General features: G+C 70.9%; 12 protein-coding genes. All 12 read left to right on the forward strand.

Annotated elements, in window-relative coordinates; genetic code table 11:
- Positions 1 to 300: 300 nt before the first annotated feature.
- The 12 genes from ACIOHP_RS38110 (at position 301) to ACIOHP_RS38165 (ending at position 15321) form a co-directional block, all read left to right on the forward strand.
- Positions 301 to 567 (forward strand): hypothetical protein, encoded by a 267-nt coding sequence (locus ACIOHP_RS38110; RefSeq protein WP_361554623.1) that lies wholly within the window; start codon positions 301 to 303, stop codon positions 565 to 567.
- Positions 564 to 1763 carry a DegT/DnrJ/EryC1/StrS family aminotransferase gene (locus tag ACIOHP_RS38115; protein WP_361494880.1) on the forward strand — a complete coding sequence of 400 codons (1200 nt, stop codon included), beginning with the start codon at positions 564 to 566 and terminating at the stop codon, positions 1761 to 1763. The genes ACIOHP_RS38110 and ACIOHP_RS38115 overlap by 4 nt, the downstream gene beginning before the upstream one ends.
- Positions 1760 to 2878, forward strand: a complete 1119-nt coding sequence (locus ACIOHP_RS38120; protein WP_307038301.1) for a DegT/DnrJ/EryC1/StrS aminotransferase family protein — start codon at positions 1760 to 1762, stop codon at positions 2876 to 2878. Before ACIOHP_RS38115 ends, ACIOHP_RS38120 begins: the two co-directional genes overlap by 4 nt.
- 21 nt (positions 2879 to 2899) lie before the next feature.
- Entirely contained in the window at positions 2900 to 3718 is an 819-nt protein-coding gene (locus ACIOHP_RS38125; protein ID WP_401894623.1) for a class I SAM-dependent methyltransferase, read from the forward strand.
- Positions 3719 to 3754: 36 nt separating this feature from the next.
- Entirely contained in the window at positions 3755 to 4693 is a 939-nt protein-coding gene (locus tag ACIOHP_RS38130; protein WP_401894625.1) for a UbiA family prenyltransferase, read from the forward strand.
- A gap of 25 nt (positions 4694 to 4718) precedes the next feature.
- Positions 4719 to 6338: a class I adenylate-forming enzyme family protein gene (locus tag ACIOHP_RS38135; protein WP_361554610.1), complete on the forward strand. Its 1620-nt coding sequence runs from the start codon at positions 4719 to 4721 to the stop codon at positions 6336 to 6338.
- A 45-nt stretch (positions 6339 to 6383) separates the two neighbouring features.
- On the forward strand, positions 6384 to 7652 hold the full coding sequence (locus ACIOHP_RS38140) for a nucleotide sugar dehydrogenase (RefSeq protein WP_401894628.1): 1269 nt from the start codon (positions 6384 to 6386) through the stop codon (positions 7650 to 7652).
- Entirely contained in the window at positions 7649 to 8617 is a 969-nt protein-coding gene (locus tag ACIOHP_RS38145) for an NAD-dependent epimerase/dehydratase family protein (protein WP_401894631.1), read from the forward strand. The genes ACIOHP_RS38140 and ACIOHP_RS38145 overlap by 4 nt, the downstream gene beginning before the upstream one ends.
- A gap of 120 nt (positions 8618 to 8737) precedes the next feature.
- Complete coding sequence (locus ACIOHP_RS38150; protein ID WP_401894633.1) at positions 8738 to 10306, forward strand: FAD-dependent oxidoreductase; 1569 nt, start codon at positions 8738 to 8740, stop codon at positions 10304 to 10306.
- Entirely contained in the window at positions 10303 to 11307 is a 1005-nt protein-coding gene (locus ACIOHP_RS38155; RefSeq protein WP_401894636.1) for an alpha/beta hydrolase, read from the forward strand. Before ACIOHP_RS38150 ends, ACIOHP_RS38155 begins: the two co-directional genes overlap by 4 nt.
- Positions 11308 to 11341: 34 nt before the next feature.
- Positions 11342 to 13600 (forward strand): MMPL family transporter, encoded by a 2259-nt coding sequence (locus ACIOHP_RS38160; RefSeq protein WP_401894638.1) that lies wholly within the window; start codon positions 11342 to 11344, stop codon positions 13598 to 13600.
- 107 nt (positions 13601 to 13707) lie between these two features.
- Positions 13708 to 15321, forward strand: a complete 1614-nt coding sequence (locus ACIOHP_RS38165; RefSeq protein ID WP_401894641.1) for an AMP-binding protein — start codon at positions 13708 to 13710, stop codon at positions 15319 to 15321.
- The last annotated feature ends 28 nt before the right edge of the window (positions 15322 to 15349 follow it).

Raw genomic sequence — 15349 nt, forward strand, 5'->3', positions numbered from 1 at the left:
GCGATGGCAGCAAGTTGCGCCGCAGGCATTCCTTGTCCCTGCCGCTGCCGGCGGGGCCCGCCGCCGCTGCGAGCAGGGCCCGCCCCACGTCCCGCCGCCCCGGGCTTCCCCCGGCCGGTGAAACGGCCGCTCGCTCGTGGCTTTAGCCATACGCAGGTCGCGCTGCCCAGACTCACCGGCGCAGGGTCCGTTTCCTGCACCACGGTTCTGCACCCCTCAACCCGAGCGGCGCACCACTCAGGCGTCCCTGCCCATCGTCAGGAAGGTCATGTTCATGATCGAGCCTTTGGACGTACGCCCGTGAGCGTCATCGTCCGGGCACCGGCCAAGGCCGACCTCCCTCTCGGCATGCGCCCGAAGCGGGGGAGCGGCCCTCGCCTCCCCCTGCGCATCGACCGGCCGAGCCCGGTCCTGCGGGACATGGCCGACGGCAGCGCGGACGCCGCTGCCCTCCCGCGGTCGTGCCGTCGGACGGCGCACACCGCCCAGGCCCCGGCACCGGGCGTGACCGTGCCGACCGACACCGCGCACCGCGGCGGTCCCTCTATCCGTGAAGGAGCAGCGTGAACAGTGTGGCGACGCCGGCCCCGGCCGGCGCACAGACCGCGGCCGGGGTGCCGTTCTTCTCCCAGGCGGCCACCTTCGAACGGCTGTGGCCGCAGATCGAGGCCCACACCTCGGACGTGCTGGAACGCGGCAAGTACTCGCACGGCCGCAAGGTCCTGGAACTGGAACGCGCGATCGCCGAGTACACCGGGGCCCGGCACGCCATCGCCGTGAACAACGGCACCGACGCCCTGGTGCTCCTGCTGCGGGCGGCCGGGGTGCAGCGCGGCGACGAGGTCGTGGTGCCCGCCTTCACCTTCGCGGCGACCGCCACATCGGTGGCCCTGGCCGGAGCCACGCCGGTCTTCGCCGACGTCGACCCGGTGACGTACGCGATGGACCCGGCGTCCTTCGCCCGGGCGGTGACCGAACGCACGAAGGCCGTCATGCCGGCCCATCTGTTCACCCAGCTCGCCGACATGGACGCGATCGGCGAGATCGCCGCCGCGCACGGCGTGACCGTCCTGGAGGACAGCGCCGAGTCGATCGGCATGCGCTGGAACGGCAAGCACGCCGGCCTCCTCGGGCGCGGTGGCGTCCTGTCGTTCTTCCCCACCAAGACCCTCGGCGCCATCGGTGACGCGGGCATGATCCTCACCGACGACGAGGAAGTCGCCGAGCGGGCCGGGATCCTGCGCCACCACGGTCGTATGGGCAAGACCATCGACCACATCGCCGGCATCTCCAACCTGTCCGGCGCCTCGGGCACCAACTCCAAGATGGACGACATCCAGGCGGCCGTCCTCCTGGCGAAACTGACCGACCTGGACCGGGACATCGCCCGCCGCGCCCAGCTCGCCGAGGCCTACACCGAGCGCCTCAAGGACATCCCGGGCGTCCTGCGCGTGCCCACCGTCGTGGAGCGCGCGGTCCCCACCACCCCGGTCTTCTACGTCTACGAGATCGAGGTCGAGCGGCGCGACGAACTCGTCGCCCACCTGACCGCACGCGGCATCGGCACCGAGACGTACTACCCGATCCCGCTGCACGTACAGCCCTGCTTCGCCGAACTCGGCTACAGCGAGGGCGACTTCCCGGTCGCGGAAGCCGCCTGCCGCAACGCCGTGGCGCTGCCGTTCTATCCGGACCTGACCGAGGCACAGCTCGACCTCGTCGCCGACGCCGTCCGGGATTTCTTCCAGGGGAGCCAGCTGTGAGGACACTGCCCTTCTTCCCGCCCGACCTCTTCGAGGCGGACCGCGACGCGTTGCTCAAGGCGATGTTCGACGTGGGCACCGACCCCGAGCAGCGCTTCATCCTCGGCCGCCGCACCGCCGAGTTCGAGCAGGAGATCAAGAAAGCCACCGGCGCCCACGACGTCGTGGCGTGCGGCAGCGGCACCGGCGGCCTGGAACTGGCCGTCGGCGCCCTGGACATCGGGCCCGGCGACGAGGTCATCGTCCCCGCGTTCTGCTGCCAGCCGGTCGCCTCGTCCGTCATCAACGCGGGCGCCACACCCGTCTTCGCCGACGTCGACCCGTGGACGATGGTCATCGACCCGGACTCGGTGGAGTCCCTGATCACCGAGCGCACCCGCGCGGTACTGCCCGCCCACCTGTTCAACATCATGGCGGACATGCCGCGGATCAACGAGATCGCGCGGCGCCACGACATCGCGGTGATCGAGGACGCGGCCGTCGTCCAGGGCGCGGAACTCGACGGGGTCCCGGCCGGCCGCTGGGGCACCCTCGGCGTCTTCTCCTTCTTCCAGGTCAAGGCGTTCGGCACGGCCGGCGAGGGCGGCGTCGTCCTCACCGACGACCCCGAACTGGCCCGCGCCGTACGGATGCTGCGCAACCACGGCCAGGACGGCGTGAACCGCTTCCTGCACCACCGCGTCGGCCGCAACAGCCGCTTCGACGAGGTCATCGCGGCCTTCCAGATGCACCGGCTGCCCACCCTCGCCGACCGCCTGGAACGCCGCGCCACCATCGCGGACTACTACACCGAGCGGTTCGCCCCGCTGGCCGAGCGAGGCGTCAAGGCACCGCCCGCCGGCCGCAACGGCCGCTGCTTCTACGTCTATTCGATCCAGGTGTCCCGCCGCGAGGACCTTCGCGCCTACCTGACCGAGCACGGCATCGGCTCGCACGTCTACTACCCCACGCCGCTGCCGCTGCAGCCCGCCTTCAACGCCTGGGCCCCCGAGGGTGCCGACTGGCCGAACGCGCGCTGGGCCAGCCGGTCGAACCTGGCCATCCCGATCTGGCCGCACCTGACCGACGCCGACGTCGAGCGCATCGCCGACACCATCTGCGACTTCTTCGCCTAAGGACCCGGAGGGCCACCTGTCATGACGACAACCGTCCAGAGCGCCGACGCCTCGCAGGAGTACGTCTTCGACTCCTCGTGGGACAAGGAGACCGAGCGGCTGATCACCAACGAGGCCATCTGGGACCCGGGAACCTTCGAGCGCTTCGACAAACTCGGCGTGAGCGAGGGCTGGCACGTCCTGGAGGTCGGCGCCGGCTCCGGCGCGGCCGCCCGCCGCCTCGCCCAGCTGGTCGGACCCACCGGCCGGGCGGTCGCCGCCGACCTGAAGACCGTGCGCCTGCTCGAGGACCAGAAGAAGGGCACCCTCGACGTCTGGGAGATCGACATCCGCGAGGACGAACTCCCCGAGAACTCCTTCGACCTGGTGCACGCCCGGATGCTGGTGCAGCACCTGCCCGGCCGCCAGGCCGTCATCGACAAGTTCGTGCGCGCGCTGCGCCCCGGCGGCCTGCTGTTCCTGGAGGACACCGACTCCTCCACCCTGTTCCGCTCCGCGTCCGGCGAGGACTTCCTCCAGGACGTGCGCGCCGCCGGCTACGGACTGATGCGCGAAGCCGGCCACGACCCGCGCGGCGGCCACGTCGACCTGGAACTGGCGCTCGCCTCCGGCCTCGAGGACGTCACCGCCGAGGGCCGCGTGGTCATGGTGCGCGGTGGCTCCGAACAGGCCCGCCACTACCAGCTGTGGCTGGAGTTCATGGCCCCCCAGATCGTCGCCGCCGGCCTGGTGACCCAGGAGCGCATCACCGAGGCGATCACCGAGATGGGCGACCCGTCCCACAACTGGCTCAGCCAGGTCCAGATATCCACCGTCGGCCGCAAGCCCCGCACGGCCTGACGGTCACTCAAGACGACGAAGAGAGGAGGAGCGGACATGAGCCAGGCCATCGCGGTCAAGCCGACCGGGCGGCTGCGCGCCTACGCGCGGCTGGCGAAGCTGTCGTTCTTCGACTACTACCTGGCCGCGCCGGTCGTATGGGCGCTGCTGCCCTCCGATCTGCGAAACGACCCGAAGGTGCTCTGGACGCTGGTCGTCACCACGCTCGGCTGGGTGGCGATGACCGCGGCGACGGTCGCCTTCGACGACGTGCACGGCTTCAGGGACGGCAGCGACGACGTCAACTACGACCCGAAAGCCGCGCTGCGCAACCGTGAGCGCAAGCCGCTGCTCAACGGTGACCTGACGGAACACCAGGCGCTGCGGTTCGGATATCTGGCCCTGCTGGCCAGCCTGCTCTGGATGGGCGTGGCCGTGGCCATCGCCCCGCACACCCCGGCCTGGGTGCTCCTGCTGATCCCGTTCCAGATCGCGATCAGCGTCCAGTACTCGCACGGAATGCGGCTCAGCTACCGCGGCGGTCAGGAACTGGTGCTGCTGCTGAGCCCCGGCCTGATGGCGCTGATCCCCTACGGCCTGGTCGACGGCCACTTCACCGGCGTCATCGCGCTGGAGACGTATCTGATCGGCGTCTGGTCGCTGCTGGTGTCGGTGTACTCCAACGTCAACGACCGCGAAGGCGACCGCGCGGCCGGCCGCAAGAACCTCGCCACCGTGCTGACGCCGTCCGCCTACTCCGTGGCCATCGCCCTGATCTCGCTGACCGAGACCGCGGCGCTGCTGATCGCCTGGGCGGCCGACGCCGTCCCCGGCTGGTTCCTGCTGTGCATGGTCCCGGTCCTGGTGATGCGGGCCCGGCAACTGCGAGCGGGCCTGGGCCAGAACAACGCGCTGCTGGCCCGCAAGCTCGGCGTCGACACCCACCGACTCGGGGTGGCGGCACTGCTGATCGCCAACCTGCTCGTCATCCGCTGAACCCCCAGGAAGGCAAGGCAGAGCAATGAAGAAGACCCCACGCCCCAAGAACCTGGGTGCGTTGTTCGAGTACTACGCCGACGCGAACACGCCCACCTGGCACCTCGACCGGCCCTACGACATCGCCCCCGAGGGCGGCCGGGAGTACGACGTCGCCGCCCTGGCCCGGCTGGTCGCCGACATGTCGGGACGCCTGCACGCGGCCGGTCTGCGCCGCGGCGACCACCTGGCCATCATCAAGGAGAACCACCACGACGTGGTGCTGCTCGCCGCGGCCGCCGCCCGGATCGGCGCGCTGCCCGCGATGATCTCCTCCTCCAACGCCCCCGACGTGCACGCCAAGATCATGGAGCGGTTCCAGCCGAAGGTGCTCGTCGCCTCCGGCTCGGTGCTCGGCGCGGCGGCCGCCCAGGGCGTACGGCTGACCGGCCCGGGCTGCCAGGTCATCGCCATCGACGGCGACCCCGCGCTCGCCGACGGCGGGATCAGCCTGGCCTCGCTCGCCGGCGCCGACATCCCGCCGATGAACCTGCGCCCGGACCACGAGCCGATGATCTGCACCCACACCTCCGGCACCACCGGTGTGCCGAAGCTGGTCGTGCACTCCCCGAACACCCTCCTCGGCGTGCTCACCAAGCTGGAGACGATGCCGCTGCCGGGCCTGTCCATCCGGCCCGACGACGTCTTCGCGTCCTGTATCGCCTTCGTCCACGGCCGCGCCATCACCTGGACCTTCGCCCAGCTGGCCCGCCCGCCGAAGAAGGTCGTCATCCTCGGCGGCAACGAGCCGGACCTGGTCGCCAAGGTGCTCAGTGAGCACCGGCCGACCGTGCTGGAGGCCTGCCCGAACATCTTCCAGCGCTGGGAGCAGCTCACCGAGACGCACCGTGCCGCGTTCAGCCGCGTCCGGTTCTTCGTCAACACCTTCGACGCGATCCACCCGCCCACCGTGCGGGCGTTCATGGACGCCTCCGACCAGCGCCGCCCGGTGTGGGGACAGGTGTGGGGGCAGAGCGAGACGGGACCGGTCGCCATGGCCGTCTACTCCCGCAAGCAGATCCGCAAGAACGAAGGCGCCCTCGACCCGGTCACCAACGTCGTCGGCCGCCCGATCCCCTTCATCACCCAGGTCAAGATCGTCGACCCGGACACCCGCAAGCGGGTTCCGGCCGGCGAGGCCGGCGTGGTCCTCGTCAAGACCAAGGGACGCTGCCTCACCTACCTCGGTGAGGACGACCGCGCCCAGGAGAAGGACTGGGACGGCTGGTGGAACACCGGCGACCTCGGGGTGAAGTCGCGCACCGGCGCACTGCGCCTCCAGGACCGCGAGGTCGACCTGATCCCCGGCACCAGCTCCATCGCCCTGGAGTCGATCCTGCTGGAGCGCATCCGGCGAGCCACCGAGGTGATCGTCCTGGGCGACCCCGAGGGCGGCAGGCCGGTCCCGGTGCTCAGCCTGTCCGAGGGCGAGCTGAGCGAGGCGGAGTGGCAGGAAGCCACCCGCGACCTGCCCGAGCTGGCCCCGCCGCACGTCATCGCGTGGGAGGACTTCCCGCGCACCGGCACCTGGAAGGTGCGCCGCTTCGACCTGCGCCAGCAGGTGCTCGACTCCCAGGCCACCTTCGGCACCGGCCGCTGGACCTGAACCGACGACCGCCACCACACGACTTCATCAGAAACGGACGGGTCGATGCCAAAGATCGTCATCATGGGCCAGGGGTACGTCGGCCTGCCGCTCGCGGTACGCGCCGTGGAGGCCGGCGAGGACACCACGGTCGTCGGTTTCGACGTCGACGAGGACCGCGTCAAGCGGCTTGCCGCGGGCGAGTCCTTCGTCGAGGACGTCGCACCGCAGCGGCTGTCGGCCGCACTGGCCACCGGGCGCTATCTGCCCACCACCGAGGAACGCGCGGTCGGCGGCTTCGACGTGGCCGTCATCAGCGTGCCGACGCCGCTGCGCGAGGGCGTCCCCGACCTCAGGGCCATCGAGTCGGCCGCCCGGATCCTGGGCCGGTTCCTGCGCCAGGGCTCCACGGTCGTCCTGGAGTCCACCACCTACCCCGGAACCACCGAGGAACTGGTCGCCCCGATCCTGGAGGAGTACTCCGGCCTGACCGTGGGCGTCGACTTCCACCTGGGCTACAGCCCGGAGCGGATCGACCCGGGCAACCGGGTGTGGACCCTGGAGACCACCCCCAAGGTCGTCTCCGGTGTCGACGAGGCCTCCCTCGAAGCCGTCGACGCCTTCTACCGCACGGTCGTCGACACGACCGTGCCGGTGAAGTCGCCGAAGGTGGCGGAGCTGACCAAACTGGTCGAGAACACCTTCCGGCACGTCAACATCGCCCTGGTCAACGAACTCGCCGTCTACGCACGCGAGTTGGGCATCGACGTATGGGAAGCGGTGGACGCCGCCTCCTCCAAGCCGTTCGGCTTCATGCGCTTCACCCCCGGCCCCGGCGTCGGCGGCCACTGTCTGCCCGTGGACCCGGTCTACCTGTCCTGGCGGGTCAACCGGGCCCTCGGCCACCGCTTCCGCTTCGTCGAGCTCGCCAACGACGTCAACGACCACATGCCCGCCTACGTCGTGCAGCGGCTGCTGACCGCGTTCAACGAGCGCGGCCGCGCCCTGTCCGGCTCCCGCGTGCTGGTACTCGGCCTGGCCTACAAGCCGGACACCGGCGACGCCCGTGAGTCGCCCGCCGTCCGGGTCGTGGACGGACTGCTGCGGCTGGGCGCCGAGGTGCGGGCCGTCGACCCGCACGTCGTGGAGAGCGCCCCCGTCGACCCGCGGGTCATCCGCACCGAACTGGACGAGCAGGAACTCGCCGCTGCCGACGCGGTCGTCCTGCTGACCGACCACAGCGCCTTCGACCTCGACCTCATCACCCAGCACGCCCGGTTCATCCTGGACACCCGCCACCGGCTGCCGGCCGCACCGACGGTGGAGTACCTGTGACCGGCGCCGCCCGGCACGTCCTGGTCACCGGCGCGAGCGGGTACATCGGCGGCGCCGTCGCCCATGCCCTGCTGGCCGCCGGGCACAGGGTGACGGGCCTGGTGCGCGACCCGTCCCGGGCGGCCCGACTGGCCGCCGCCGGGGCCGACCTGCGCATCGGCGACATGCTGCGCCCCCAGACGTACGTACCGCTCGTCCAGGACGCCGACGCGGTCGTGCACGCCGCACAGCTGCGCTTCACCGGCCGGCTCACCACGGCGCGCATCCGGCGCATCCGCCAGGCCGACGCCGTCATGGCGGGGGCCCTGGCGGAGGCCTGCCGCACTCACGGCCGACGGCTGCTGTACGCGAGCGGTGCCTGGGTCTACGGCGACCACGGCGAGCGGTGGATCGACGAGTCGGTGCCGCACCGCCCCGCCCCGCTCGGGGTGTGGCACGCCGCGGCGACGGCCCGGCTGCGCGCCATGGCGGCCGACGGCCTGGACTCGGTGGTGCTGCACGCCGGATTCGTCTACGGACCGGGCGGCAACTTCCGGGCCGCCTTCGCCGACCAGGCGAGCCGGAGCGGGCGCATCCGTCACCCCGGCGACGGCTCCAACCACTGGAGCTGCGTCCACCTCGACGACCTGGCGGCCGCCTATGTGGCCGCCCTGGAACGGGCACCGGCCGGCGCCGAGTACAACATCGCCGACGACGAGCCGCTGCCGCTGGCGCGGTTCGCCCGCGAGGCCGCCCGCGCGCTGGGCGCCGAAGTGGCCGCACCGGTACCCCGGGCGGTGGCCGCGCTCGCCCTCGGCCGCCCCGTCACCACCTCGCTGACCACCTCCTACCGGCTGAGCAACGCCCTGGCACGGGACGAACTGGGCTGGCGCCCGGCGTATCCGACCGTCGCCGACGGTCTGCCCTCGGCCGTGGCCGCCCTGCGCGGCACCCCGACCCCGACCCCCACCTCAAGCCCGACCTGACACACCCGTACCGGACCGCCGGTCACCGGCACCGCCGCCCCACCGCGTCCCGCGGACCTGTCCCGGGACGCGACGGCACCGCACCACGCATTCCCACAACGCACGAGAGAGGGCGCACACATGAGCGTCAACCCAGGTGCCCGAGGCGGGCACGGCGGTGACGGCCACGCCGTCGTGATCGGGTCGAGCCTCGCCGGAATGGCCGCAGCGCGAGCCCTGTCCCCGCACATGCGGAAAGTCACGATCATCGAACGTGACCGGCTGACCGTGGAGCCTCGCTGGCGGCGAGGTGTGGCCCAGGCACGGCACGCCCACAACCTGATGGCCGCCGGCCACCAGGGCCTGGAGCAGCTCTTCCCCGGCATCACCGACGAACTCCTCACGGCCGGCATGGTCCGCGTCCGGATGCCCGAGGACATGCTGCTGCTCGCACCCGGCGGCTGGATGTCCCGCTTCGAGACCGACCTGGCGATGCTGACCGGCACCCGCGACGTCATCGACGCGGTGGTGCGCCGGCGCCTGCGCTCGGACCCGAAGGTGGAGTTCGTCGAGGAACACGAGGCCCTCGGACTCCAGAGCGGACGCGGCGACACCGTCACCGGCGTGTGGGTGCGCGGCAGGGACGGCGAGACGCGCACCGGCTGGGGCGAGAAGTACCTCATCGACGCGGACTTCGTCGTCGACGCCACCGGCCGCAAGTCCAAAGCCCCGCAATGGCTGGAGGACCTCGGCTACGAGCGCCCGCGCGAGTCCGTCGTCGACGCGAAGACCGCGTACGCCACCTCCATCTACGAGCCCCCCGCCGGCCATGCCGCCGACTGGTCCTGCATGCTGCTGATGGCCTCGGCCGACATCCCCCGCCAGGGCATCCTCAACCCGATCGAGGGCGGGCGCTGGATGGTGTCGGTCTCCGCCAGCGGCGGGGACCGCCCGCCCACCGACCACGAGGGGCTGCTGCGCGCCGCGGGCACCCTGCGCGACCCGGTGCTGCGTGACGTCATCGAGTCCGCCACCCCGCTCGAGCCGGTCCACGGCTCGGGCCGCACCGAGAACCGCTGGCGGCACTACGAGAAGCTGAGCCGCTGGCCCGACGGATTCCTCGTCATCGGCGACGCGTTCGGCGGCTTCAACCCCTCCTACGGGCAGGGCATGTCCGTCGCCGTGCTGTGCGCCCAGGTGCTGAGCGACCGACTCGCCGCGCACGGCACGCACATCGGACTGGCCGGCCGCCTGCGCAAGGCCTTCGCCCGCACCATGACCCCCGCGTGGCAGCTGGCCACCGGCATGGACTTCTCCTATCCCTGGGTCTACGAGGTCACCCGCCCCGACGCGGTGACGCGGATCGGCAAGCGCTACGTGGACCGCCTCACCGCCGCCGCGGTCACCGACCAGCACGCGGCCCTGCTGATGCTCCAGCACACCCAGCTCCTCGCCTCACCGGCCGCCATGTTCCGGCCGCGGGTGATAGCCGCCGCCCTGCGCGGTCCCAGCGGCCCCGGCCCGGCCGGACCGCCCAGCAACACCCACGGCCTCGGCGCCCGGCACTCCCGCTCCGAGGACCTCTCCGTCACGAGCATCGCGGACCTCTCCGCCCGACGGAGCCCCAGACCCACGGCGCCCGCCCCCGAACAGGTGCCGTCCACGACCGCACCCGGCACGCCCCTGCACAACACGAGGAGAACCCCATGACCGTCGTCCCGGCGCCGCTGCCCGAGGCGGACACCCCGCCCTGCGTCGGCGAGGACCTCACCGTCCACGTGCCCGTGGACGGCACCGACCGGCACATCGCCGGCCGGCTCCTCGTCCCCGAACAGGGGGCGGACACGGTCCAGGTGCTCATCCCCGGCCTCACCTACGACCGCCGCTACTGGACCCTGCCCGGCACCTACGACTACAGCGCCCACATGCTGCGCGCCGGATACGCCGTGCTGCTGCTCGACCGTCTCGGCACCGGAGCCTCCAGCCGGCCCCACGGGGACGACGTCGACCTGGACGCCCACGCGGAGAGCATCCACCGGGCGATCGCGCTGCTGCGCTCGGGCACCCCGGCGGGCCACCGCTTCTCCCGTGTGGTCAGCGTCGGCCATTCCTACGGATCGGGCATCGCCCTCGTCGAGGCGGCCCGGTACGCGGACGTGGACGGCCTGGTCATCACCGGCATGCTGCACACCACGACCGACTTCTACGAAAAGGTCGACAAGGTCCACGACTTCTTCCACCCGGCGAACCAGGACCCCCTGCTCGCCGGTCTCGGCGCGCCCGCCGAGTACCTGACACAGCGTCCCGGACGCCGCGCCAGGATGCTCGAGTTTGCGGGCGGCATCGATCCGGAACTGTCCGCGCACAACGAACTGATCAAGTCCACCGCCACCTGGGGCGAGGGCAAGTCACTGCCCGAGACCTACCGGCCCGAGCACTCGCGGGCCGTCAAGGTGCCCGTCCTGGTGGTGGTCGGGGAACACGACGCGCTCTTCAGCAGCTCGGACGTGGGCTTCGCCGCCCACTCCGAGTCCGTGCACGACTTCGAGCGGGAGTACTACGCGCCCGAGGCCCAGCTGGAGACCCACGTGGTCGCCGGCGTCGGCCACTCGCTGAACGTGCACCGAGGCGCCGCCGAGTTCTACGACCTGGCACGCGACTGGTTCGACCGCAGATTCGCGGCCGTACGCGGACCCTCCCGGCCGGCGTGAAGCCGAAGCCCTCACCCACACCATAGGAGGAACGATGTTCGACAGGCTTTCACGCCTGGTGCTGCGCTCACCGCGCAAGGTGGTTCTCTTCACCTTGCTGCTGGTGTTCCTCGCCGGAGCCGCAGGCGGCGGCCTGCAGGACCGGCTCACCTCGGGCGGCTACGAGGCCACCGGCACCGAATCCCGTGCTGCGGCAGAGGAGTTGGAGAAGACCTTCAAGCAGGGCGAACCGAACCTGCTGCTGCTGGTCGAGGACAAGCGGGGCGTCGACGACACCTCCGTCGCCGCGGCCGGCCGTGACCTGACAGAGAAGCTGGCCAAGGAGTCCGACATCACCGATGTCGTCTCCTACTGGACCACCGGCAGTGAGGCGCTGCGCAGCAAGGACGGCGACAAGGCCATCGTGCTGGGCCGGATCGACGGCGACTTCGACGACCAGATCGACTGGGCGAAGAAGATCGACGAGAAGTACTCCGGCACCGTCGACGGCCTCGAGGTCAAGACCGGTGGCTCGGCCATGATGTGGCACGAGAACATCGAGACGTCCAGCAAGGACGCCTCCAAGGCCGAGGGCATGGTCTTCCCGCTGCTCCTCATCGTGCTGGTCGTCATCTTCGGCAGCGCCCTGGTCGCGCTGCTGCCGGTGGCCGTCGCGTTCGGCGCGATGCTGGCGTCGATGGGTGCGCTGTTCACCATCACCTTCTTCAACGACACCTCCAGCGTCGTCGTCAACACCACGACGTTCCTCGGTATCGGTCTGGGCATCGACTACTGCCTGCTGTTCGTGACCCGCTACCGCGAGGAACTGCGCCAGGGCCGGGACATCAACACCGCGATCACCACGACCCTGCGCACCGCCGGCCGCACCATCCTGTTCTCCGCGCTCACCGTGGCCGTCGCGTTCGTCGGTCTGCTCGTCCTGCCGTTCACGATGCTGCGTTCGCTCGCGATCGGCTGCATGACCACCGCACTGGTCGCCGCCGCGGTCACCCTGATCCTGGCCCCGGCGGTGCTGCGCTGGATCGGCCCGCGCGTCGACAAGTGGAGCCTGTTCAAGCGCAAGCAGGACCCGGCCAACGACGGCGGCGGCTTCTGGCACCGCACGTCCACCGCCGTGATGCGCCGCCCGGTGCGGGTCGCCGTGCTGATCCTCGCCGTCGTCATCACCCTCGGCCTGCCGGCCATGGACATGAAGCTGCGGCTGCCCGACGAGGCGGTCCTGCCCGCCGACGCCAAGTCCGCCCAGGTCGCCCAGGTGCTGAAGAAGGACTTCGACACCCGCGAGCAGCAGGCCCTGACCGTGGTCGCGGCCAACGCCGGCGACCCGAGCACCAAGACCGACACCATCGACGCCTACGCCAAGGACCTCTCCAAGGTCGCCGACGTCAGCCGCGTCGACGCCCTGACCGGCTCCTACGTCGACGGCGCGAAGGTCGCCGAGGCGACCGAGGCCAACACCCGCTTCGGGGTGACCGCGGGCACCTACCTGTCCGTGGTGCCGTCGGTCGACGCCTACGGTTCGCAGGGCGAGAAGCTCGTCGAGGCGGTGCGCGACACCAAGGCGCCGTTCGACATCAAGGTCGGCGGTCCGGCGGCGGTCAGCGTCGACACCTTCGACACACTGCGCGAGAACCTGCCGCTGTCCGCGGCGATCCTGTTCATCGGCATGTTCCTGCTGCTGTTCCTGCTCACCGGCAGCATCCTGCTGCCGCTGCAGTCGATCCTGCTGACCGTGCTCAGCCTCACCGCCACCTTCGGCGCCCTGGTCTTCATCTTCCAGGAAGGCCACATGGCAAGCCTGTTCGGTGACTTCATCATCACCGGCAGCATCACCTGGACCGTGCCGATCATGTGCTTCGGCCTGGCCTTCGCCCTGTCGATGGACTACCAGGTGTTCATGCTGTCGCGGATCAAGGAGGAGTACGACCGCACCGGCGACAACGAACTGGCCGTCGCCAACGGCCTGGAGCGGGTCGGCAAGGTCGTCACCTACGCGGCCGTGCTGCTCTCGCTGGTCTTCCTGGTCCTCATCACCTCCGGCATCAGCTACATGAAGGCGATCGGCCTCGGTATGGCACTGGCGATCCTCATGGACGCCACCCTGATCCGCGGCGGTCTCCTGCCGGCCCTGATGAAGCTGTTCGGCAGCGCCAACTGGTGGGCGCCCGGCCCGCTGCGCAAGTTCCACGCCCGCTACGGCCTCAGCGAGGCCGAAACGGAGCAGGCACCGCCGATCCCCGGCGGGCGCACCGGAAGCGACACCGACACTCCGGTCCCCAGCCAGCCGCACTGACGCCGCACCGGCCGCCGCCGGCCCGACCCCGCACACAGCGGGGCGGGCCGGCGGCGGCCCCGGCTCCAGGCGTCCCCGAGAGGTCCTACGACGGAAGAGAACGGCCGATGCCCAAGACCAAGCGCCCCAAGAACATAGGGGCCCACTTCGACCACTTCGCGGGGAAGCCGGGGCCCATCTGGCACCTGGACCGCCCCTTCGACATCGCCCCGGACGCGGGCCGCGCCTACGACTCCACGTCCCTGGCGCACCTGGTGCAGGACATGTCGGGACGCCTGTACGCGGCGGGACTGCGCCGCGGCGACCGGCTGGCGATCATCAAGCACAACCACATGGACGTCGTCCTGCTGGCCGCGGCGGCCGCCCGGATCGGCGGCCTGCCCGCCATGATCACCTCGACGTTCCCGCCGGACACCCTCGGCAAGATGATGGAGCGTCTGGAACCGAAGGTGATCGTCGCCTCCGACGACGTGCTGGCGGCCGCCCAGGAACAGGGCGTCCAGCTGGCCGGACCCGGCACCCGGGTGCTCGCCGTCGAGGGCGAGCTGCCGTCCGGCGACGCCACCCGCCTCGCCGACCTCGCCGGCAGCGACATCCCCGCGCCCGACCTGCGCCCGGACTCCGAGCCGATGCTGCTCACCCACACCTCCGGCACCACGGGCATCCCGAAGTTCGTGATGCACTCGGCGGACACCATCGGCGTGTACGGGGTGATGGAGACCATCCGCATCCCGTTCCTGTCGACGCGGCCCGACGACACCGTCGCCTCCTGCATCGCCTTCGTGCACTCGCGCGCCGTGACCTGGGTGATGGCCCAGTCGGTGCTGATCCCCTCCAAGGTCGTGGTGCTCGGCGGCTCCGACCCGGACGTCGTCGTCGAGACCCTCGGGCGCAACCGCCCCACCACACTGGAGGCCTGCCCCAACATCTTCCAGCGCTGGGAGCACCTGCCGAAGGCGCACCCGGAGCTCTTCAGCGACGTACGGATGTTCGTCTCCACCTTCGACGCCATCCACCCCAGCACGATCCGCACCTTCATGCAGACCAGTCACCGGCGCCGCCCGGTGTGGGCGCAGAGCTGGGGGCAGAGCGAGATCGGTCCCGCCACGCTGGCGCAGTACCCCAAGCGCAAGGTGATGCGGAAACGATCCGACGACCACGGGACGTTCACCCGGAACGTGGGCCGGCCGGTCCCCTTCGTCACCAAGATCAAGGTGGTCGACCCGGAGACCCGGCGCCCGGTGTCACGCGGTAAGAGCGGCCTGGTCCTGATCAATGGCAAGGGCCGTTGCCTGGGCTACCTCGGCGAGCCCGAGCGCTACAACGAGAAGGTCTGGGACGGTTGGTGGAACACCGGTGACATCGGCGTCCACCGTTGGGACGGCACCGTGGACATCCTCGACCGAGAGGTCGACGTCATACCCGGCACCAGCGGCATAGAGCTGGAGAGCCTGCTGCTGGAACGTCTCGAGGACGCCTCCGAGGTCATCGTGCTCGGCAATCCCAACGGACTGCCCGTGCCGATCATCTCGACCCACAGCGGCACCCTGGACCGCGAGGCCTGGAAGCGCGCCACGGCCGGTCTGATCGCGCTCGACGAGCCCCGGATCATCGACTGGGAGGACTTCCCGCGCACCGGTACCTGGAAGGTGCGCCGGTTCGACCTGCGGGAGAAGGTGCTGCAGAGCAGCGAGACCTTCGGCAGCGGCCGCTGGACATGACCCGCGAGAACCCTTGAGCCTCGGCCCG

Origin of the sequence: Streptomyces sp. NPDC087859 (assembly GCF_044742595.1) — a bacterium.
GTDB classification, from domain to species: Bacteria; Actinomycetota; Actinomycetes; order Streptomycetales; family Streptomycetaceae; genus Streptomyces; species Streptomyces canus_F.

Excerpts from the sequence above, each read along its gene's own strand:
- ACIOHP_RS38155 (WP_401894636.1), top strand. The coding sequence starts at position 10,303 with ATGACCGTCGTCCCGGCGCCGCTGCCCGAGGCGGACACCCCGCCCTGC.
- ACIOHP_RS38130 (WP_401894625.1), top strand. The coding sequence starts at position 3,755 with ATGAGCCAGGCCATCGCGGTCAAGCCGACCGGGCGGCTGCGCGCCTAC.
- ACIOHP_RS38165 (WP_401894641.1), top strand. The coding sequence starts at position 13,708 with ATGCCCAAGACCAAGCGCCCCAAGAACATAGGGGCCCACTTCGACCAC.
- ACIOHP_RS38135 (WP_361554610.1), top strand. The coding sequence starts at position 4,719 with ATGAAGAAGACCCCACGCCCCAAGAACCTGGGTGCGTTGTTCGAGTAC.
- ACIOHP_RS38140 (WP_401894628.1), top strand. The coding sequence starts at position 6,384 with ATGCCAAAGATCGTCATCATGGGCCAGGGGTACGTCGGCCTGCCGCTC.
- ACIOHP_RS38160 (WP_401894638.1), top strand. The coding sequence starts at position 11,342 with ATGTTCGACAGGCTTTCACGCCTGGTGCTGCGCTCACCGCGCAAGGTG.
- ACIOHP_RS38125 (WP_401894623.1), top strand. The coding sequence starts at position 2,900 with ATGACGACAACCGTCCAGAGCGCCGACGCCTCGCAGGAGTACGTCTTC.
- ACIOHP_RS38150 (WP_401894633.1), top strand. The coding sequence starts at position 8,738 with ATGAGCGTCAACCCAGGTGCCCGAGGCGGGCACGGCGGTGACGGCCAC.